Here is a 14,610-nt window from a genome sequence, read left to right on the forward strand (position 1 = left end):
TGAGTTAATACTTATTTCATGTACTGACGGGTTGACAAATAGTGGGGTCGAGCGGAGAATTCTGTACCAGGCGGTTCTCTTAATGGGCTGCCCGCCCCGTCCCGGTGTTGGATACCCCTCCCTCCCCCCGCTCCAACACCGGGACCCGGCCTTTCTTCTCGCGGCATTCCCCTCGTTGCCCGGATCGGCCCGCCTCCTTGGCGCTGGCCGATTTTTACTTTCTGGCCTGCTCTCAGGCCGCAGAGGCTGGGTGGAACTGCTCTTCCTCAGTCGACCCGCTGAGTGCCGAGAGCGAGCTCAGGGAGCCTGAGATCACCTGGTTGACCGTGTCGAAGTAGCCCGTGCCGACCTCACGCTGATGCTTGGCGGCCGTGTAGCCATCCTTCTCCGCCGCGAATTCCGCTTCCTGCAACTCCACATAGGCAGCCATCTGGCGATCACGGTAGCCGCGTGCCAGCTGGAACATCGAATAGTTGAGCGCGTGGAAGCCGGCAAGGGTGATGAACTGGAAGGCGTAGCCCATCTCGCCCAGCTGCTTCTGGAAGGTGGCGATGGTCTTTTCGTCCAGGTTCTTCTTCCAGTTGAAGCTTGGCGAACAGTTGTAGGCGAGCTTCTTGCCGGGGAACTTCGCATGGATGGCATCGGCGAAGCGGCGCGCCTGTTCCATGTCCGGCGTCGCGGTCTCGCACCAGATCAGGTCCGCGTACGGTGCATAGGCAAGCCCACGGCTGATCGCCTGCTCGATGCCCTGCTGGCTCTCATAGAAGCCTTCGACCGTGCGCTTGCCGGTGAGGAAGGGCTTGTCGTAATCGTCGACATCCGAGGTAACCAAACCCGCACCCATGGCGTCGGTACGCGCGACGATCAGCGTGGGCACGCCCGCCACGTCGGCGGCCAGGCGGGCGGCGACCAGTTTCTGCACCGCTTCCTGCGTCGGCACCAGCACCTTGCCGCCCATGTGTCCACACTTCTTCGCGCTGGCGAGCTGGTCCTCGAAATGCACGCCGGCAGCGCCGGCCTCGATCATGTGGGCCATCAACTCGTACGCGTTCAACACACCGCCGAAGCCCGCTTCCGCATCGGCGACGATCGGCACCAGCCAGTCGATGTTGTCCTTGCCCTCGGCGTGGTGGATCTGGTCGGCGCGCAACAGGGTCTTGTTGATCTTGCGCACGACGTTGGGCACCGAGTCGACCGGATACAGCGATTGGTCGGGATACATCGTGCCCGCCGTGTTCGCGTCGGCGGCCACCTGCCAGCCAGACAGGTATATGGCCTGCAACCCGGCCTTCACCTGCTGCATCGCCTGGTTGCCCGTCAGTGCACCGAGTGCGTTGACGTAGGGTTTGTCGTGGATGGAGCGCCACAGGCGCTCGGCCCCGCGTCGGGCAAGCGTGTACTCGACCTGGACCGTGCCGCGCAGGCGGATCACGTCCTCGGCGGTGTAGGGGCGCTCGACATTGCTCCAACGTTCGTTGTTCTTCCAATCGAGCGTGATCTGTTCAGCGGTATGCGTCTTCATCGTAGGGCTCCGTGGAAAGAAGGCTTCAAGCCAGGTGTTCGTAGGCGGGCAGGGTGAGGAAGTCGCGTAGTTCGTCGGCATGGGTGAGCGCGGAGATCAGCGCGGCGGCTTCCTCCGCGCGACCGGCACCAGGCTGGGTGCTTTCGCGCAGGCGATGGCAATGCGTTGCCAGGGCGTGATCGAACAAGGCCATGTCGATGTGCGCGTGATCGCTGAATTCCAGCGGGCCGTGATGCAGCCATTGCCACAGCTGCGCGCGGGCGATCTCGGCGGTGGCGGCGTCTTCCATCAGATGGTGGATCGGCACGCAGCCGAGACCTTCGAGCCAGGCGGCGGTGTAGCGCAGGCACACCTCGACGTTGTTGTCGAAACCTTGCCGCGTGATCGTGCCGATGGCGGGTGCGATCAATCCGTCGCGGGTCACCTCGACATCCTCGCGCAGCACATGCAACTGGTTCGGCGTCGGCATGTGCTCGTCGAAGATCGACTGCGCGATGGGGACCAGGGCGGGATGCGCGACCCATGTACCGTCGTGGCCGGCGGTAACCTCGCGCAGCTTGTCCGCGCGCACCTTGGCCATCGCCGCCTCGTTCGCCACGTCGTCGCCGCGGATCGGAATCTGTGCGGCCATGCCGCCCATCGCGAACGCGCCGCGGCGGTGACAGGTTCGGATCAGCAACTCCGAATACGCCTTGAGGAAGGGCACGGTCATCACGACCTGCCCGCGTTCGGGGAGCAGGCGGTCGGGATGGTTACGGAACGTCTTGAGATAGGAAAAGATGTAGTCCCAACGACCGCAGTTGAGGCCGACGACGCGATCACGCAACGCGTGCAGGATCTCGTCCATCTGGAACACGGCAGGCAGCGTCTCGATGAGCACCGTGGCCTTCATCGTGCCGTGTGGAAGGCCCAGCTCGACCTCGGCGTGTGTCATCACGTCATTCCACAGCGTGGCTTCTTCCATGCTCTGCAGCTTCGGCAGGTAGAAGTAGGGGCCGCGGTCTCGTTCGTGCAGCGTATTCGCGTTATGGAACGCGTACAGGCCGAAATCCACCAGCGCGCCGGCGACCACGTCACCGTCGACTTCCGCGTGACGCTCCGGCAGGTGCCAACCCCGTGGACGCACCACCAGCACGGCCGGGTCCTTGCCCACGCGGTACACCTTGCCTTCGGCGTTGGTGAACTCGATGCTCCCGTCCACCGCATCGCGAAGGTTGCGCTGACCGTCCATCTGGTTGGCCCAGGTCGGAGCGCTCGAATCCTCGAAGTCCGCCATGAACACCCTGGCGCCGGAGTTCAGCGCGTTGATGATCATCTTGCGTTCGACCGGGCCCGTGATTTCCACGCGGCGATCCCGGAGCGCAGGAGGGATGGGTGCGACCGACCAGTCGTCTTTCCGAATGGAAGCGGTATCCGCGCGGAAGTCAGGCAGTTCGCCCGCGTCGTATCGCTGTTGCCGGGCCACTCGTTCCGCCAGCAGGGCAAGACGGCGGCCGTCGAAGCGGCGATGGAGTCCGGCCACGAAGGCGACGGCGGCGGGCGTCAGGATGTCGCTATAGGCGCCGCTCTGGTCGCCGAAACGGATGCCGGCTTGCGGGTCGATCGCGATCTTGGGAACTGCCATGGGGATAAGCCTCTGGACCTGGGACTGGTGTCCACGCTAGGCCCGGGGCTATGCTTTTGACAAAGCATATGTTTCAAAGACTAACTTTAACTATGTCAATGAATGAGATAACTATTTAATTAATATGGAATTATAGATGGCAAAGAAGCTGAACCCAGCCAGTGAAAAGGCTACGAAGCGCTCTGCCAAGGCGCGGGTCGCCGGTGCGGAAAAGGACGCTGCTGCCCGCTTCTACTACAAGGGCAATCGCCTCAAGCAACTGCGGGCCTTCGTCTACATCACGCGCCTGGGCACCCTCACTCGTGCCGCGGAAGCGCTGTTCCTGTCTCAGCCCTCGGTGAGCCTGCAGCTGAAGGCTCTCGAACGGGAACTGGGAGTTCCGCTCCTGGAGCGAACCCGGCGTCGCGTCACCCTTACCGACGCCGGAGAGGCGCTCTACGAGATGGCCCGCCCACTCGTGGAAGGCCTGGAGAACCTGGATCGCGAGTTCCACGCCAAGACCGGTGGCTCCCAGGGAGGCAAACTCACGGTGGCGGCGGGCTCGTCCACCATCCAATACCTGCTGCCTGAGCTGGTGAAGGCCTACCGTGAGCGCTACCCATCCGTGCACCTGCAACTGGCCAACGTCACGGGCAAGGATGGCCTGGCCTTGTTGCGTGCCGACGAAGCGGATATCGCCATCGGGTCGATGCTCGATGTGCCGAACGACATCGCGTGGGCACCGGTGTATCACTACGATCCGATGCTGATCATGCCGCCGGATCATCCGCTCGCCTCACTCGACAACATCCGCCTGGAGGACCTGTCGCCGTACGGGTTGATCCTTCCGCCCCAGCGGCTGACCACGTTTCGACTGGTCGACATGGTCTTCCAGCAACGGCACGTGCCGTACACCGTGGCGATCGAAGTGGGTGGCTGGGACGTGATCAAGCAGTACGTGGCGATGGGCCTGGGCATATCCATCGTTACCGGCATCTGCATCACGGAAGCCGATCGTGAGCGCCTGGCCGTGCGCAACCTGCGCCAGTTCTTTCCGCAGCGAAGCTATGGTGTCGTCATGCGCAAGGGCAAGTTCCTCAGCCCGGAAGCGCGTGCGTTCATCGACCTGATCCGCCCCGGTTTGCTGACGCATCGCGACTACGACGAGTCGGGGCATTCGGAGCGCTGACTCTTACCCGTAGATATCAATCGGGCGTATCCCCTTGATGGCCGCCGCCAGATAATTCAGGCCACGGGCGCTCATTGCGAACTCCGCGTACAGCCGTTCCGGAGCGAAGTCCCCTTTTTTGCGTGACATGGCTTTCGCAACGGTAAGACCTTGGCGTACTTCGCCCAGAAAGTTGAATGGAAGGTCTGGTCCGGGCTTGCCATGAGCATCGAGCGTGAAGTCCTTGATCTTGTCCAACGCAGTCCCGGACATCAGGCCCTCTTTACGCAGTGCCGAAGCGATTACGAGCAACTCCGAAGGACGCACGCGCGTCAGGTCCATTTGCTTGAGCGACTGCTTCACAGAGGTAGAAAGACTCCACGAAAGCCGCACCGGGTCACAGCGGTGCTGGCCTACCTTGCCAAGTACGTCGACCTTGGCAGGCGGAGTATCGAATCGCCCCAGCCATGATGGAATGATCATGAAGCACACTCGCTGAAAGTTGCTAGCGAGCGTCCCGCATAAGGGGCGCAGGTGCTGTCGGGAATGTGCGGCGTGCCGAGTAGCCGAAGCAGGCGATGCCATCCCCCTTTCTTCCTATGGGATCGGCGTAAGGCCTGAAAACATCAAACGCCGCGGTGCTTACCGCGGTATCCAGCGAACAATGCACGGATGGAGGCGAGATCGCCTTCGACGTCCGCGCTGGCGTTTACCAGCGGCCCCACCGTGAACGTCTTCGTCGGATAATCGATGAAGACGGTCTGGATGGGTACATTGGCAGCACGGGCGATGCGCAGGAAGCCGGACTTCCACTGCTTTACCGCCTTGCGCGTGCCTTCGGGCGCGATGCCCAGCCACATCTTGTCGTGGCTGGCGAATCGCTCGACCATCTGGTCCACGACGTTCGTCGCCGCGGAGCGGTCGATGGGGATCATGCCGAGGCGGCGCACGATGGGGCCGAAGGGGCCATTGAGCACTTCGCGCTTGATCATCACGCCCAGGTCGAGGCCGATCGCCGATTTCATCAGCAGGCCCCACACGCCATCCCAATAAGACGAATGTGGCGCGCCGATGAGCACCACCTTGGGCAAGTCGGGCAACTCGCCGACGAGACGCCATCCACTCAGGCCGATCGCCCAGCGGCAGGAGCGCTTCCACCATGAGTCGGGCAACGACGGTACCTGGGGCGGGAGTCGCTCGGGAACCCCGATCACTCGTGGCTCCAGTCACGCGAACGGGTGCGCTTCACCTGGCCACGCTGGGTCTTGCCGGTGAGCCGCCGTTCCTTGGAGGCGCGCGTCGGCTTCGTCGCAACACGTTTCTTCGCCACGACCGTGGCCTCTCGCACGATGTCCGCAAGACGGTCGCGGGCGTCGTCACGGTTGCGCGCCTGGTCGCGGAAGCGCCGTGCCTGGATGACGAGGACGCCGGCGTCCGTCATGCGCCGATCACGACGTGCCAGCAGGCGGGCGCGCACCTCCTCGGGGAGCGAGGGCGAGCCGGCCACGTCGAAACGAAGCTCCACCGCGCTTTCGGTGCGGTTGACATGCTGCCCGCCAGGGCCGTCGGCACGCGTGAAGCGCTCGATCAACTCGGCGTCGGGAATGGCGATGGAGGGGGTCACGATGAGCATGGCGGAACGAATTCTAGCAGCGGCACGACGCTTGGCATGCTGCGGCGCGATTCTTATAGGGCGTCGTGCCAACCCGCGAAGGCTTCGGTCCACGCGAACCGTTCGAGCAACGTGAGCCAGGTCTCGTCCAGGCTGGCTTGCAGCGTCAGTTGCCTGCCGTCGACGGGATGCACGAACGACAACGCGGTGGCATGCAGGAGCAGCCGGTGCGAGGCGAAGTGTTGCTTGAAAAGGCGGTTGTGGTCGCCACGGCCATGCTGGCTATCGCCGATGATCGGATGATGGATGTGGGCGAAGTGCTTGCGGATCTGCCGGAACCGGCCCGTACGCGGCTCCGCCGCCGCGAGAGCATAACGTTGCTTTTCGTAGCGCCCCAGCGGGATGTCGACCTCGACCGTGGCAAGGCGGCGATAGTCGGTGTTGGCATCACGCCGTGGGCCGGTATCGCGCGAACCAGGGAGGGGATAATCCACCGTCCCTTCCTCCGGTTCCGGCCACCCACGCACCACGGCGAGGTAGCGCTTGCGCACGCTGCGGCCCATGAATTGTTCGCCGAGCTGGCCTGCGACTTCGGGAGAGCGGGCGACCAGGAGCACGCCGGAGGTGGCGCGGTCGAGGCGATGCGCCAGGTGCAGCCGTCCTTCCACCTGCTCGCGCAGAAGGTCGATCAGGAAGGCATCGTCCGGACCCACGAACTTCGAGCGGTGCACGGCCAGGTTCGCGGGCTTGTTGACGGCGACGATGTCGTCGTCCTGGTAAAGGATCTCGAGCACGGTGGTCAGGGGGTGCGACGTGGCCAGCCGGCAGCGAAGGAGGCCAGCCCCGCCAGCCCGGCGACCACGGCCGGCCACATGCCGCGTGGCGCGAGCGTTCCGACCAGGGCCGCGGAAACCAGCAGCGCGGCGCCGAGCAGGCTACAGGCGACGAGCCGGCGCATCCGTCGCGCGTCGTCGCGAACCACGGCCAGGGCCAGGGGATCGGCCACCTCTTGGCGCTGGCCGCTGGCCACCTGGCGCAAGGCATCCCGCACCAGTTCCGGCATGCGCGGCGCGCTGTGGATCCATTCCGGCAGGCGCCGTCGCACGTCGCGCAGCGTGGCGCGCACGCTGTAACGCTCGCGCAGGATGCGCCGCAAGACCGGATGCGCCACGGCCCAGATGTCGATCTCCGGATCGAGCATGCGCCCCACGCCCTCGATGTTGAGCAGGGTCTTCTGCAACAGGATCAGTTGCGGCTGCAGCGTGAGTTCGAAACGCCGCGCGGTCTGGAACAGCTTCACGACCAGTTCCGCGATGGAGATCTGGGCAAGCGGCCGGGTGAAGTACGGTTCGCACACCGTGCGCACGGCGGCTTCGAGTTCATCGATGCGGACGGTGGCCGGCATCCATCCCGCCGCCACGTGCAACTGCGCGATGCGCGCGTAATCCCGCTCGAACAGCGCGATGAAGTTCTCGGCGAGCCAATACTGGTCCGCTTCCGGCAAGGAGCCCATGATGCCGAAGTCGAGCGCGATGAAGCGTGGCTCGTCCACGCGCGATGTATCGACCCAGATGTTGCCGGGGTGCGCATCGGCGTGGAAGAAGTTGTCGCGGAAGACCTGCTCGTAGAACAGGCGGACGCCCTTGGCGGCGAGGCGCTTGCGATCGAGACCGGCCTTGTCGATCGCGGCGACGTCGTCCGCGCTCACGCCGTGCACGCGCTCGAGGGTGAGTACGCGTTCCGTGCTGAAGTCCCAATGCACCTCGGGCACGTAGAGATCGACGCCGCTGGCGAAGTTGCGCCGCAGCAGGCTGGCGCTCGCGCCTTCACGCTGGAGGTCGAGCTCGTTCGAGAGCATCTTCTCCACTTCGGCGACGACTTCAAGCGGACGGATCTTGTCCGCGTTCGGATGCCAGCGCTGGGCGAGCCCACCGAGTGCGTGCAGAAGGTCGACGTCGCGGGCGATGCGCTTGTCGATCCCGGGACGCAACACCTTCACCACGACCTCGCGGCCGTCGTGCAAGGTGGCGGCATGCACCTGGGCGATCGAGGCGGAAGCGAGCGCGACCTCGTCGAACGAGGCGTACAGCACGGTGACCGGCGCCTTGAGTTCGCGCTCCACGATGGCTCGCGCTTCGGCGCCGGGGAAGGGTGGCACCTGGTCCTGCAACAGCGCGAGTTCGTCGGCGACATCGGCCGGCACGAGATCGCGGCGCGTCGAAAGTACCTGGCCGGCCTTCACGAAGATCGGGCCTAGCTCGGTGAGCGCAAGCCGCAGGCGCGCGCCGCGGGGCAGGCCGCGCACGTCGGCGGACGGTTTCGGGAAAAGCGGCCGGACGAGCTTCAGGGGGCGGAAGAGATGAGCCCCGTCGACGAGTTCGTCGAGCTGGTATTTCAGAAGGACCGCGGCGACGCGCAGCAGGCGGGGAACGAGCCGCAGCGACGTCATGCGCCGCGCCCCTTCAAGGTGCGCTCCAGGCGCGCAAGGCGCGCTTCCGCGCGCTCGGCACGTTCGCGGATGGCATCCACCCCATCGAGGAATACGTCCATCTCGGCGGGCGCCACCGCCACGCGGCCTTCATCGCGCAACCAGTCCGCGGCGTCCTCCGTGAGATGTGCGGCCGACTCGCGGGCATGGCCGAGCGCCTCGCGCATGGCCTTCGCCAACGGCACACCGATCACGTCGCCGAAGGTTTTCGCGAATGCCTCCTCGACGTCGGGCGCGTATTGCCGTGCCAGGCGTTCGAGCCGGCGGGCCAGTTCGGCGTCACCGGCGATGTCCACCTTGCCGGGTGCCACGCTGTCGTCGTCGCGGCGCAAGGCCATGGCCAGCAAGCTGCCTGGCGACGCGGTGACCCGGAGACTGCCGCCGTCTTCCGGCGGGCCGACCCGGAGGCTGCCCTTCTCGACGGAGATACGCAGGGCCAGTTCCGGTCCACTGAGGTACACCTGGACACTGCGGCCATCCAGAACGTCGAGGCGCGCCCGGGTGTCCGGGTCGAGGTCCACGGCGCGGTTGAGCGCGGACTCCATGGCCCGTCCGGCGAGGACGCGCAGCGGGCGGGGCAGGAAGCGGTTGGGGCCGGCGTCGGCCGCAGGGCGATCGGAGGTCATGCGCCGGATTGTAGCTTGCCCGTACCCGCCGTTCGTCAGGCCTACGGTGTCGCGCCTTCGAAACCGGCCTGGCGCCAGGCTTCGAATACCGCCACGGCGACCGCGTTGGAAAGGTTGAGGCTGCGGTTCCCCGGACGCATCGGCAGGCGTATGCGTTGGGTTTCGGGGATGCCATCGATCACTTCGTCAGGCAGGCCCGCCGTCTCGCACCCGAAAAGGAGGGCATCGTCCTGGGCGAAGGCCACATCGGTATGCAGGTGGCGGCCACGCGTCGAGAAAGCGAAGACGCGGGGATGGCCGATGGCGGCGAGACAGGCCTCGAGGTCGTCGTGTACGGCCACTCGGGCGAACTCGTGATAATCCAGCCCGGCGCGGCGCAATCGGGTGTCGTCCAGCTCGAAGCCAAGCGGTCGCACCAGGTGCAGAGCCGCGCCGGTATTGGCGCACAGGCGAATCACGTTGCCCGTATTGGGCGGTATCTCGGGTCGGAACAGGATGACATGGGGCATGCCCCCATTATGAGGCCGCGCGTGGGCAGACGATGCCATCGGGCGGCAGCGCGCAAGTGGTCGCCGTAGCGCTGACGGCCGTGCCGACGCTGGCGAGCTGGATGGGGTTGCCGGAGTAGGTCAGCATGTTGCCGAGGATCAGGCCACAGACGAGCAGCGAGGCGACCAGCAGGCTGCGCAGCATCAGGAGTTCGTGTTTCATGGTGTATATGCCTTGATTCATGGTTATTCGAAAGGGTCAGAACATTTGCGCGAGGGTGAGGCCGCAGATCAGCATCGAGGTGACGAGCAGGCTGCGGAGCATCAGCATTTCGTACTTCATGGCGTTCTCCTCATCTGGCGTCGGGTCGAAAGCCACCCGGCTTGGCAGGACTAGTAACGCAAACACCGTGCCAGTCTTTAAGAGCGCGCAATCAGCTGATTCGCATGAGGTTTGTCAGGTGGGTCGGCGATCCTTTCCTGTCCGCGGACACTGACCACCCGTAAGCGGACACCGTCCGCACCCTGTCCGAGTGCCGATTGCGCCGGACGGACGGCGCGGGCTAGCCTCACCGGGATCGAGGCCACGAAGGCCCCTGAGGAGCCGTACATGAAGCGTCCCTTCGCCCTGCTTGCCGCGGGGCTGATTTCCCTGGTCGGTGCCGCCAATGCGGTCCCCGCGTCGTCCGACGCGATTCCCGACATCCCCTACACGCGTTTCCAGCTGCCCAACGGCCTCACCGTGGTCGTCCACGAGGACCACAAGGCCCCCGTCGTCGCGGTCAGCATCTGGTACCACGTGGGCTCCGCGGACGAACCCGCGGGCAAGACCGGGTTCGCCCACCTGTTCGAGCACCTGATGTTCTCCGGATCGGAAAACCGCAAGGGCACCTACTTCCAGCCTTTCGAGCGGGCGGGTGCCACCGACATGAACGGCACCACGTGGTTCGATCGCACGAACTACTTCGAGACCGTGCCCACCACGGCGCTCGATATGGCGCTGTGGATGGAATCGGACCGCATGGGCCACCTGCTCGGTGCGATCGGGCAGAAGGAACTGGATACCCAGCGTGGCGTCGTGCAGAACGAGAAGCGGCAGGACGAAAACCGTCCCTACGGCCGCGTGGACGAGAACGTCCTGGTCAACACCTATCCGGCGAACCATCCCTATCATCACGACACGATCGGCTCGATGGCGGATCTCGACGCCGCGTCGCTGGCCGACGTGAAGAAGTGGTTCCACGATTACTACGGCGCGGCGAACACCACGCTCGTGCTCGCCGGCGACATCACCGTCGCCCAGGCGAAGGCGAAGGCCGAGGAATACTTCGGCGATATCCCGGCGGGGCCGCCGGTGCCGCGCCAGCAGCCTTGGATCACCCCGCTGACGACGTCCACGCGCGGCATCCAGCACGACCAGGTCGCGCAGACGCGCATCGTACGCACGTGGATCGTTCCGCAGCTGGGCAGCGACGATGCCATCCAGCTCGATCTCGCGACGACCGCGCTTGGCGGCGGCAAGACCTCTCGTCTCTACCAGCGCCTCGTCTACCAGGACAAGCTCGCCGATGACGTCAGCCTGGGCATCGCGCCGTTCGCGCTCGCCAGCCAGGTGCAGCTGACCGTCGACGTGAAGAACGGCGTCGATCCGGCGAAGGTCGAGGCCGCGGTAGCCGACGTGTGGAAGGAATTCCTCGCGCACGGTCCCACCGACGACGAACTCGTCCGCGCCAAGGTCGCCAACCGGGCGAGCTTCGTCCGCGGCCTGGAAAAGGTCGGCGGCTCGAGCGGCAAGGCGGTGATCCTGGCCGAGGGCCAGGTGTACCGAGACGATCCGGAGGCCTACCAGAAGGACCTCGCGCGGGCACAGGCGGCCACCGTGGCCTCCGTGCTTTCCGCCACGAAGACATGGCTGACCAAGGGCGATTACACGCTCACCGTCCTTCCCGCCGCGCCCGGTTTCGATCCTGCCGCGGAAGACAAGGCGGTCACGGCGCTCGGTCCCGCACAGGGGCGCCCCGCCGCGGTCACACCGCCCGCCAAGCCGTATGCCGTGGCGAAATCCGCGGTGGATCGCTCCAAGGGCGTGCCGCCGGTCACGAGCTTCCCCGACCTGGTCTTTCCGCAGCTGCAGCGCGGCAAGCTCAAGAACGGCATCGAAGTGGTGCTGGCCGAGCGCCACACGGTGCCGGTCACGCAGGTGCAGCTGCTGTTCGATGCCGGCTACGCGGCCGACCAGGGCCGCAAGCTCGGCACGGCCAGCTTCACGTCCTCGCTGATCGAGGAAAGCACCAAGACGCTGGACTCGGTCGAGGTCGCCCGTCGCAAGGAGCGTCTCGGTGCCTTCGTCAGTTCCAGCTGCTCGCTGGATACCTGTGGGGTGGGCCTCAACGCGCTCAACTCCGAATTGAAGCCGTCGCTCGACCTGTTCGCCGACATCGTTCGCCACCCGGCGTTCAAGTCGGACGATATCGAGCGTGTCCGTGGCCAGTGGTTGGCAGGCATTGCCCAGGAAAAAACCGAACCGACCGGACTGGCGCTGCGCACGCTTCCGCCGCTGCTCTACGGCAAGGGTCATGCCTATGGCATTCCCTTCACCGGCAGTGGCACCGAGAAGGCCATCGCTTCGTTGACGGCGGACGACCTCGCCGCCTTCCAGCGCGACTACCTGCGTCCGGACAACGTCCGCATCCTGGTCGCGGGCGACACGACGCTGGCGCAGATCCTGCCCCAGCTCGATGCCGTCTTCGGTGACTGGACACCGCCCGCATCCGCGGTGCCGAAGAAAAACATCGGCCAGGTCGCGGCGCAGGCGAAGCCACGCGTGTTCCTGATCAATCGCACCGATGCGCCGCAGTCGCTCATCCTCGCCGGCTTGCTCGCCCCCTCCACGAAGGCGAAGAACGCCATCGACCTCGGCATCGCCAACGGCGCGTTCGGCGGCACCTTCACGTCGCGGCTCAACATGAACCTGCGCGAGGAGAAGCGCTGGGCCTATGGCGCTGGCAGCATGCTTTCCGATGCCCAGGGCCAGCGCCCGATGCTGTTCTACGCACCGGTCCAGACCGACAAGACCGCGGAATCGGCCGGGGAAATCCTCAAGGAAGCGAAGGCGGTGATCGGGCCGAAGCCGCTGACCGACGACGAGATCGCGAAGATCCGCGCCCAGCGTGTCCGCGCCCTCCCGGGTAGCTTCGAAACCACCGGCGCGGTGCTCGGCGCGATGACCGGCATCGTCGTCTACGATCGGCCTGACGACTACGTGCAGACACTCAAATCGCGTATCGAAGGCGTCGACCGCAAGGCGGCGGAGGACGCGCTCGCGGCCGTGATACGGCCCGATGCGCTGACCTGGGTCATCGTCGGCGACCTGCGCAAGATCGAGGCACCCGTGCGTGCGTTGAACCTTGGCGAGGTGCACGTGGTCGATGCCGATGGCAATCCGGTCAAGGCCAGCCACGCCGGCGCTTCGACGGGCAAGGCCCACGGTACCCCGGCCGCATCGCCAGAAAGTAAGTAAAGCGCGGGCGAGGGCGTGAACGAATCGCGCCCTCGTCGGCATCCGTTAGCATATGCCTCGTCGTTTCCCCGGAGTTCCCCCATGCGCAAAGCCTTCGTCCTTCTCGTTCCACTCGCCCTCTCGGCCTGTACCTGGGGCATCAAGCTCGACGACGGCGCGCGTAACGTGCGCACCGCCTGGAACGGCGATGTCGGCAGCTGCAAGGAGCAGGGCAAGGTCACGGTGTCGGTCATGAACCGGGTCGGGCCGGTCGACCGCAGCGATCTCAAGGTTCGCGACGAACTCGAAGTGCTGGCCCGTAACGAGGCGGCGAAGATGGGTGCCGACACGATCAAGCCGCTTGCCGAACCCAGCGAAGGGTCCCAGCCGTGGGGCGCCTATAGCTGCGGCAGCCGCGCCGTGGAGCCTGCGCGTGGCAACACGCCCCCGCCGCCGCAGAACACGGCCCCGCAGGGTGGTTTCGAAACCGTTCCGCTGAAGAACTGATCCGGCGGCGCCACACGCGCCGCTCCTTATTCCTCGACGGTCGGCTCGTTCTGCGAATACGCCACCTTCCCCTGGCGGAGTGCTTCGACGAGCGACGTGACTTCCCGCACGACCAGCTCCGGCCGGTCCACGTGGATGTAATGGTCGCTGCCTTTCGCGATGACCCGACGGGAAAGTGGTGACAGCTGTTTGCTCTCCTCCTGCATCCGGTCCCACACCAGCGAGTTTGCCTTCGCGACGTCCGCCGGCCAGTTCGGCGGCATGGATGCCGGGTCCCTCGAAAGGACCAAGACGGGCAGGCCGGGGAAGGGACCCGCATGACGCGTCTCTTCGCCGGACTGTCGCACGGCGTCGAGTTCGGCTTCCAGCGCGTCGAACTGTGCCGGATCGCAGTTGCTCGCCTGGATGATCAGGCCGTAGGCCTCGAAGCCGGCGGGCACGCTGGAGCAATCCCCGTGCAGGCGATACCAGCCGACTGTCATCAGAAACTTCTGCCAGGGCATCCGGGCTCGTTGGTCGTCCTGGATGGCGACCAGGGACTTCGGTACGCGGTCATCCTGGAGGGGCGTGGCGCCGTCGATGAAAACCAGGGCGGCCAGGTCGCTCGTGTACTGCCTTGCGTAGCTGCGCAGGTACAGGCCCGATATCGAATGGCCGATGAGCACGAACGGTTTGTCGATACCGGCAGCATCGACCATATCGTGCAGTTGCGCGGCGAGCGTGTCCGCGTCATGCGGCCCCGGCGTCATCTGGCTCAGGCCAAAGCCGCTGCGGTCGAATGAACAGACCCGCGTGACTTTCGCCAGCGCGGGCTGGACCTTCAGCCACGTAGTGAAATCGTCGCCCAGGCCGGTGCTCAAGACGATGGTGGGAGACCCGGTCCCGAGACAGTGGACGTGCGCGTCGTAGCCGCCGACTTTGTAGATCTCGCCAGGAGCGTGCGCGGCGGCCCGTTGCCTGCTCAGCGCGAGCCGGTTGTAGGTCGCACCTGCGGCAAGGAGCAGGACGGCCAGCGACAGAATACAAATGATCGTCATGACGAGGGCTTTGCGCATACGATTCCCCTGTAGATGACGCCTCACGCTATGCCCTGATCG

The 14,610-nt window shown here is 65.4% G+C and carries 15 protein-coding genes; 3 read left to right on the forward strand and 12 right to left on the reverse strand.

The features are described 5' to 3' along the window. Positions 1-232 precede the first annotated feature (232 nt). Together aceA and aceB are read right to left on the reverse strand one after the other, a co-directional pair. Positions 233-1,522: an isocitrate lyase gene (gene aceA / locus ACN9M2_RS01205; RefSeq protein ID WP_426286376.1), complete on the reverse strand. Its 1,290-nt coding sequence runs from the start codon at positions 1,520-1,522 to the stop codon at positions 233-235. A 25-nt stretch (positions 1,523-1,547) separates the two neighbouring features. Beyond that, positions 1,548-3,146 (reverse strand): malate synthase A, encoded by a 1,599-nt coding sequence (gene aceB / locus ACN9M2_RS01210; protein WP_426286377.1) that lies wholly within the window; start codon positions 3,144-3,146, stop codon positions 1,548-1,550. A gap of 136 nt (positions 3,147-3,282) precedes the next feature. Here aceB and ACN9M2_RS01215 point away from each other — a divergent pair, with 136 nt between their 5' ends. Then, entirely contained in the window at positions 3,283-4,314 is a 1,032-nt protein-coding gene (locus ACN9M2_RS01215; protein WP_426286379.1) for a LysR family transcriptional regulator, read from the forward strand. Positions 4,315-4,317: 3 nt separating this feature from the next. Here the strand turns inward: ACN9M2_RS01215 and ACN9M2_RS01220 are convergent, their stop codons facing one another. The 9 genes from ACN9M2_RS01220 to ACN9M2_RS01260 all read right to left on the reverse strand — a co-directional run bounded on the left by ACN9M2_RS01220 (position 4,318) and on the right by ACN9M2_RS01260 (position 9,916). Next, positions 4,318-4,776 carry a hypothetical protein gene (locus ACN9M2_RS01220; protein ID WP_426286380.1) on the reverse strand — a complete coding sequence of 153 codons (459 nt, stop codon included), beginning with the start codon at positions 4,774-4,776 and terminating at the stop codon, positions 4,318-4,320. Between the two features lie 143 nt (positions 4,777-4,919). Then, positions 4,920-5,507 (reverse strand): 1-acyl-sn-glycerol-3-phosphate acyltransferase, encoded by a 588-nt coding sequence (locus ACN9M2_RS01225; protein WP_426286381.1) that lies wholly within the window; start codon positions 5,505-5,507, stop codon positions 4,920-4,922. Then, entirely contained in the window at positions 5,504-5,938 is a 435-nt protein-coding gene (gene arfB / locus ACN9M2_RS01230; RefSeq protein WP_426287969.1) for an alternative ribosome rescue aminoacyl-tRNA hydrolase ArfB, read from the reverse strand. The genes ACN9M2_RS01225 and arfB overlap by 4 nt, the downstream gene beginning before the upstream one ends. Positions 5,939-5,979: 41 nt before the next feature. Then, positions 5,980-6,699: a pseudouridine synthase gene (locus tag ACN9M2_RS01235; protein WP_426286382.1), complete on the reverse strand. Its 720-nt coding sequence runs from the start codon at positions 6,697-6,699 to the stop codon at positions 5,980-5,982. Positions 6,700-6,704: 5 nt separating this feature from the next. Next, positions 6,705-8,354 carry a ubiquinone biosynthesis regulatory protein kinase UbiB gene (gene ubiB / locus ACN9M2_RS01240; RefSeq protein ID WP_426286383.1) on the reverse strand — a complete coding sequence of 550 codons (1,650 nt, stop codon included), beginning with the start codon at positions 8,352-8,354 and terminating at the stop codon, positions 6,705-6,707. After that, positions 8,351-9,019 carry a ubiquinone biosynthesis accessory factor UbiJ gene (locus ACN9M2_RS01245; protein ID WP_426286384.1) on the reverse strand — a complete coding sequence of 223 codons (669 nt, stop codon included), beginning with the start codon at positions 9,017-9,019 and terminating at the stop codon, positions 8,351-8,353. Before ACN9M2_RS01245 ends, ubiB begins: the two co-directional genes overlap by 4 nt. Before the next feature lie 41 nt (positions 9,020-9,060). Further along, a complete protein-coding gene (locus ACN9M2_RS01250) occupies positions 9,061-9,528 on the reverse strand; it encodes a tRNA (cytidine(34)-2'-O)-methyltransferase (RefSeq protein ID WP_426286385.1) in 468 nt (155 codons plus the stop codon). A gap of 7 nt (positions 9,529-9,535) precedes the next feature. Beyond that, positions 9,536-9,730, reverse strand: coding sequence for a hypothetical protein (locus ACN9M2_RS01255; RefSeq protein WP_426286386.1), 195 nt, complete (start codon positions 9,728-9,730; stop codon positions 9,536-9,538). Between the two features lie 36 nt (positions 9,731-9,766). After that, positions 9,767-9,916, reverse strand: coding sequence for a hypothetical protein (locus ACN9M2_RS01260; protein WP_426286387.1), 150 nt, complete (start codon positions 9,914-9,916; stop codon positions 9,767-9,769). 201 nt (positions 9,917-10,117) lie between these two features. Between ACN9M2_RS01260 and ACN9M2_RS01265 the strand changes: the two genes are divergently transcribed. Further along, entirely contained in the window at positions 10,118-13,027 is a 2,910-nt protein-coding gene (locus tag ACN9M2_RS01265; RefSeq protein ID WP_426286388.1) for a M16 family metallopeptidase, read from the forward strand. Between the two features lie 81 nt (positions 13,028-13,108). After that, a complete protein-coding gene (locus ACN9M2_RS01270) occupies positions 13,109-13,513 on the forward strand; it encodes a DUF4156 domain-containing protein (protein WP_426286389.1) in 405 nt (134 codons plus the stop codon). A 26-nt stretch (positions 13,514-13,539) separates the two neighbouring features. Here ACN9M2_RS01270 and ACN9M2_RS01275 read toward each other — a convergent pair whose 3' ends face one another. Further along, the gene (locus tag ACN9M2_RS01275; RefSeq protein ID WP_426286390.1) at positions 13,540-14,568 is read right to left on the reverse strand and encodes an alpha/beta fold hydrolase; all 1,029 of its coding nucleotides are present in this window, start codon (positions 14,566-14,568) and stop codon (positions 13,540-13,542) included. Positions 14,569-14,610 lie beyond the last annotated feature (42 nt).

It is taken from the genome of Luteibacter sp. E-22 (assembly GCF_049913125.1).
Classification (GTDB): domain Bacteria; phylum Pseudomonadota; class Gammaproteobacteria; order Xanthomonadales; family Rhodanobacteraceae; genus Luteibacter.

What these genes read in the sequence shown, in the direction of transcription:
- ACN9M2_RS01270 (WP_426286389.1), top strand. Translation starts at nt 13,109, where the DNA reads ATGCGCAAAGCCTTCGTCCTTCTCGTTCCACTCGCCCTCTCGGCCTGT.
- ACN9M2_RS01220 (WP_426286380.1), bottom strand. Translation starts at nt 4,776, where the DNA reads ATGATCATTCCATCATGGCTGGGGCGATTCGATACTCCGCCTGCCAAG.
- aceB (WP_426286377.1), bottom strand. Translation starts at nt 3,146, where the DNA reads ATGGCAGTTCCCAAGATCGCGATCGACCCGCAAGCCGGCATCCGTTTC.
- ubiB (WP_426286383.1), bottom strand. Translation starts at nt 8,354, where the DNA reads ATGACGTCGCTGCGGCTCGTTCCCCGCCTGCTGCGCGTCGCCGCGGTC.
- aceA (WP_426286376.1), bottom strand. Translation starts at nt 1,522, where the DNA reads ATGAAGACGCATACCGCTGAACAGATCACGCTCGATTGGAAGAACAAC.
- ACN9M2_RS01275 (WP_426286390.1), bottom strand. Translation starts at nt 14,568, where the DNA reads ATGCGCAAAGCCCTCGTCATGACGATCATTTGTATTCTGTCGCTGGCC.
- ACN9M2_RS01245 (WP_426286384.1), bottom strand. Translation starts at nt 9,019, where the DNA reads ATGACCTCCGATCGCCCTGCGGCCGACGCCGGCCCCAACCGCTTCCTG.
- ACN9M2_RS01265 (WP_426286388.1), top strand. Translation starts at nt 10,118, where the DNA reads ATGAAGCGTCCCTTCGCCCTGCTTGCCGCGGGGCTGATTTCCCTGGTC.
- ACN9M2_RS01215 (WP_426286379.1), top strand. Translation starts at nt 3,283, where the DNA reads ATGGCAAAGAAGCTGAACCCAGCCAGTGAAAAGGCTACGAAGCGCTCT.
- ACN9M2_RS01250 (WP_426286385.1), bottom strand. Translation starts at nt 9,528, where the DNA reads ATGCCCCATGTCATCCTGTTCCGACCCGAGATACCGCCCAATACGGGC.
- ACN9M2_RS01255 (WP_426286386.1), bottom strand. Translation starts at nt 9,730, where the DNA reads ATGAAACACGAACTCCTGATGCTGCGCAGCCTGCTGGTCGCCTCGCTG.